Origin of the sequence: Levilactobacillus paucivorans, from assembly GCF_001437125.1 — a bacterium.
Taxonomy (GTDB): Bacteria; Bacillota; Bacilli; order Lactobacillales; family Lactobacillaceae; genus Levilactobacillus; species Levilactobacillus paucivorans.
Genome location: NZ_JQCA01000147.1, coordinates 1 through 3,081, shown reverse-complemented (window position 1 = coordinate 3,081; position 3,081 = coordinate 1). Strand labels below are relative to the sequence as shown.

The window sequence follows — 3,081 nt, the reverse complement described above, 5'->3', positions numbered from 1 at the left end:
CCATTCACCACCCAGCCGTACAGATAACCTTGTTGTGGTATAGCCAGACTTATTGACGTCGCACTGGCAAACGTGTCCCCTTAATATTTATACTCTAGCTTGTCCCCTAGAATGGTCCGCGAGAAGCAATTGAATGTCAAGACTTGCAATTTGAGAGTCTATACCGTACAATTAATACATAAATTGGGTGTTGTTCCCGCGAAGGTAGATGGTCGCGGGGCTTCTTTTGTATATTCAGTTATTTTAGGTCTGGCTTAATTGCTAGGCCTTTTTTAATACAAGGATAATTGTAGCTCCTTATTAGGCGAGTGTCAACTTTTATTTTCACAGCACTACAGCACTAGGTTGTTCCAGAACTACTGCACTATAAGGCTACTGCACTATAAGGCTACTGCACTATGTAGTGTTGTAGGGCCTTGATATGTCGGTGATAAAATCACGTTTTTAATATGCTGTATAGCACTACAGAACTACAGAACTACAGCGCAACTGCACTATTGACATACAGAACTATGTAGTGCTATAATTATAAACAGAAATGGAGGCTAGAACAACATGACTCAAGTTATTACTTTTGGCAATTTTAAAGGTGGGGTAGGAAAAACTAGTAATTCTACAATGGTTGCTTTAGAACTTAGCAATCGTGATTTTAAGACTTTACTAGTAGATTTGGACCCTCAAGGTAACGCTACAAATTTGTACTTAAAAACAAAACTAAATATCAGCAATGAAGTTGGGCATTTCGACAGGACTTTAATGTCTAGTGTAGAAGATGGCAATCTAGATAGCTCAATCATCAACATCAAAGATAATTTGGACTTGCTAGCATCAGCACCTGACTTCTCGTTATATCCGAGATACATGGAAAAGCTCCATAATTATAATGATAGGGTGAAAGAATTTGATAGGCTTTTAACGCCTCTAAAAGCTAAATATGACTATGTAATCATTGACATACCGCCGACAATTAGTTTAATAACCGACAGCGCACTATATGCTTCGGACTATTGTCTTATTGTTATGCAGACACATGAACATAGTTTTGAAGGTGCTGAGGCATTTATCAAATACATTCAAGAAGAAGTCATTGACGAGTATCAAGCACCAAGACTTGAGTTAGTTGGAATCCTAGCTGTCTTACTGCAAGCGGGAGCACCAGTTGATGAAGCAACGGTAGCTAACGCAATCTCGGAATTTGGCGAAGATAACTTATTTAAAACTAGAATTCACTCAATGCAGCGTTTAAAGCGGTACGGGATTACAGGAATTACATTTAAATCAAAGTTTGATAAACGTGTATTTGCAGTTTATAAAGATGTAACTGATGAACTACTAAAACGAATTGAGGTAATTGAACATGGCTAACTCTCTTATTCGGTCTAACAGAAACAAAGCAACTGCCATTCCCAAGCCAACTAAGCAAGCTAAAGCATCAGATTTTGACAAAAGTGCTAGTGACAATAGAGCAGTCAGCTCAGTAACATTTGACACCAATTTAAAAATTAGCAACCACACTAGGAACAAACTCCAAGCGATGGCAATGATTGGATACGCTGAAAATCAGCGACTATCCGTTGATACTGCTATTCAGTCATTCTATGAGGAGCTGTCTACGAATGAACAACGTGAATTTGACTTACAGGTTAGCACACTAGAAACAAGAGATGTAAAACTGAAAAGTAGGAACAGCTAGCACATAATCATAATTTAGGTGGAATCGTTATACTATTATTGTAGAGATAAACAAGGAGGAATTAAAATGAGTTATTCAGAAGCAATGGCTAAACACTACTATTTAAAAGAGTTTGCTGATAAATTGGACTCTAATAAGCCTGATAAAATTGCTATTCAGCATGAGATAAACAGCCTAGAACTTAAAAAACAATGGTTGGAAGAGTTCTTAAACAGCGAGGACGATAAAGAAAAGAGATAATTAAAAATGTTCGGAAGTTTATTACAATTATTGGGACTATCAAGGTGGTATCACCATGAACAGCACGCAGATAGGTCGAATGCTCGTAAAGCTAGTGGTAAATCAGTCTTTAGTTATGATGACCTCAAAGGATTACGCAAGTTGGCATTCTGGCTATTTGTATTCAGCATATTCCTAAATTGGGGCATGTTCGGTGCTATTATGCTAATTGCATGGCTAGCAATGTGGGCAATAAGTATAATCTTTTAGTTTTGTTGTAAGGTAGATTGTAAAATTAATCCGAACGCTGTTCGGATTAATTTTACAATCTACCAAATATCCTTTTTCATGATCTTTCACCTGTCCTAGATTTTAGAAGTATCACTTGGTTTCTCAATTAACTTAAACCGTCGCTGCTGCGTGCGTTTACTAATCCCCGTCTTTCGTTCAATCATCTTGTAGGTCATGCCTTGTTTTCGCAGCTCATAAGCAAATCTGATTTGTTCATCAGAATACGTTTTCGGTCGTCCTTCCCGAAACAACGGATCATGTTGCTTGGCATACACTTTACCTTCTTGTGTGCGCGTGACAATCATATCGCGTTCAAACTGCGCAAAGGCGCTAAATATTGTAAAGACTAATTGGCCAGTCGGCGTATTGTCAATTAAGCCCATATTCAAAATGTTGACTTTGACATTTTCTTTAAACAACTCTTGGATAATGGCTAATGCCTCGCGCGTGTTCCGCGCAAACCGATCCAGCTTAGTGACAATCAAAGTATCACCTGTTTTTAGAGCGCGCAACAGTTTTTGAAACTCCGGTCGTTCAGTAGTTGTGCCGGTAAACTTTTCTTGAAAGATTTTTTCTGCTCCTGCAAATTTTAGTAACTCAATTTGATTTGCTAATTTTTGATCAGTGGTACTGACCCGCGCATAGCCATATTTCATCTTTTTATCTCCTTACTTATGTCATTAAGTAATGACACGGTTCTAACCCTTTAATTATACAGTATCAAAAAAGAGGCCACAACTGTTAAGTTGTGACCTGGTTCGTTCCATTTAAACACTTTAATTATCACATATTCAAAACGTCAAAAAATTTGTATCTAAATATATCTCCTCAATTGTCAAATCAAGTGCAACACTAAGAATCTATTCTTAGAAGTGGTC

The 3,081-nt window shown here is 37.6% G+C and carries 4 protein-coding genes; 3 read left to right on the top strand and 1 reads right to left on the bottom strand.

All coding sequences use genetic code 11. The features are described from left to right. The first annotated feature begins 555 nt into the window (after positions 1-555). The 3 genes from IV54_RS09775 to IV54_RS11900 all read left to right on the top strand — a co-directional run bounded on the left by IV54_RS09775 (position 556) and on the right by IV54_RS11900 (position 1,933). A complete protein-coding gene (locus IV54_RS09775; RefSeq protein WP_057879149.1) occupies positions 556-1,365 on the top strand; it encodes a ParA family protein in 810 nt (269 codons plus the stop codon). Then, positions 1,358-1,693, top strand: coding sequence for a DUF5388 domain-containing protein (locus IV54_RS09770; RefSeq protein WP_057879148.1), 336 nt, complete (start codon positions 1,358-1,360; stop codon positions 1,691-1,693). The genes IV54_RS09775 and IV54_RS09770 overlap by 8 nt, the downstream gene beginning before the upstream one ends. Positions 1,694-1,759: 66 nt before the next feature. Beyond that, positions 1,760-1,933: a hypothetical protein gene (locus tag IV54_RS11900; RefSeq protein WP_162259330.1), complete on the top strand. Its 174-nt coding sequence runs from the start codon at positions 1,760-1,762 to the stop codon at positions 1,931-1,933. A gap of 344 nt (positions 1,934-2,277) precedes the next feature. On the opposite strand, the gene IV54_RS09760 is transcribed toward IV54_RS11900, so the two are convergent. Further along, complete coding sequence (locus IV54_RS09760; protein ID WP_057879146.1) at positions 2,278-2,859, bottom strand: recombinase family protein; 582 nt, start codon at positions 2,857-2,859, stop codon at positions 2,278-2,280. Positions 2,860-3,081 lie beyond the last annotated feature (222 nt).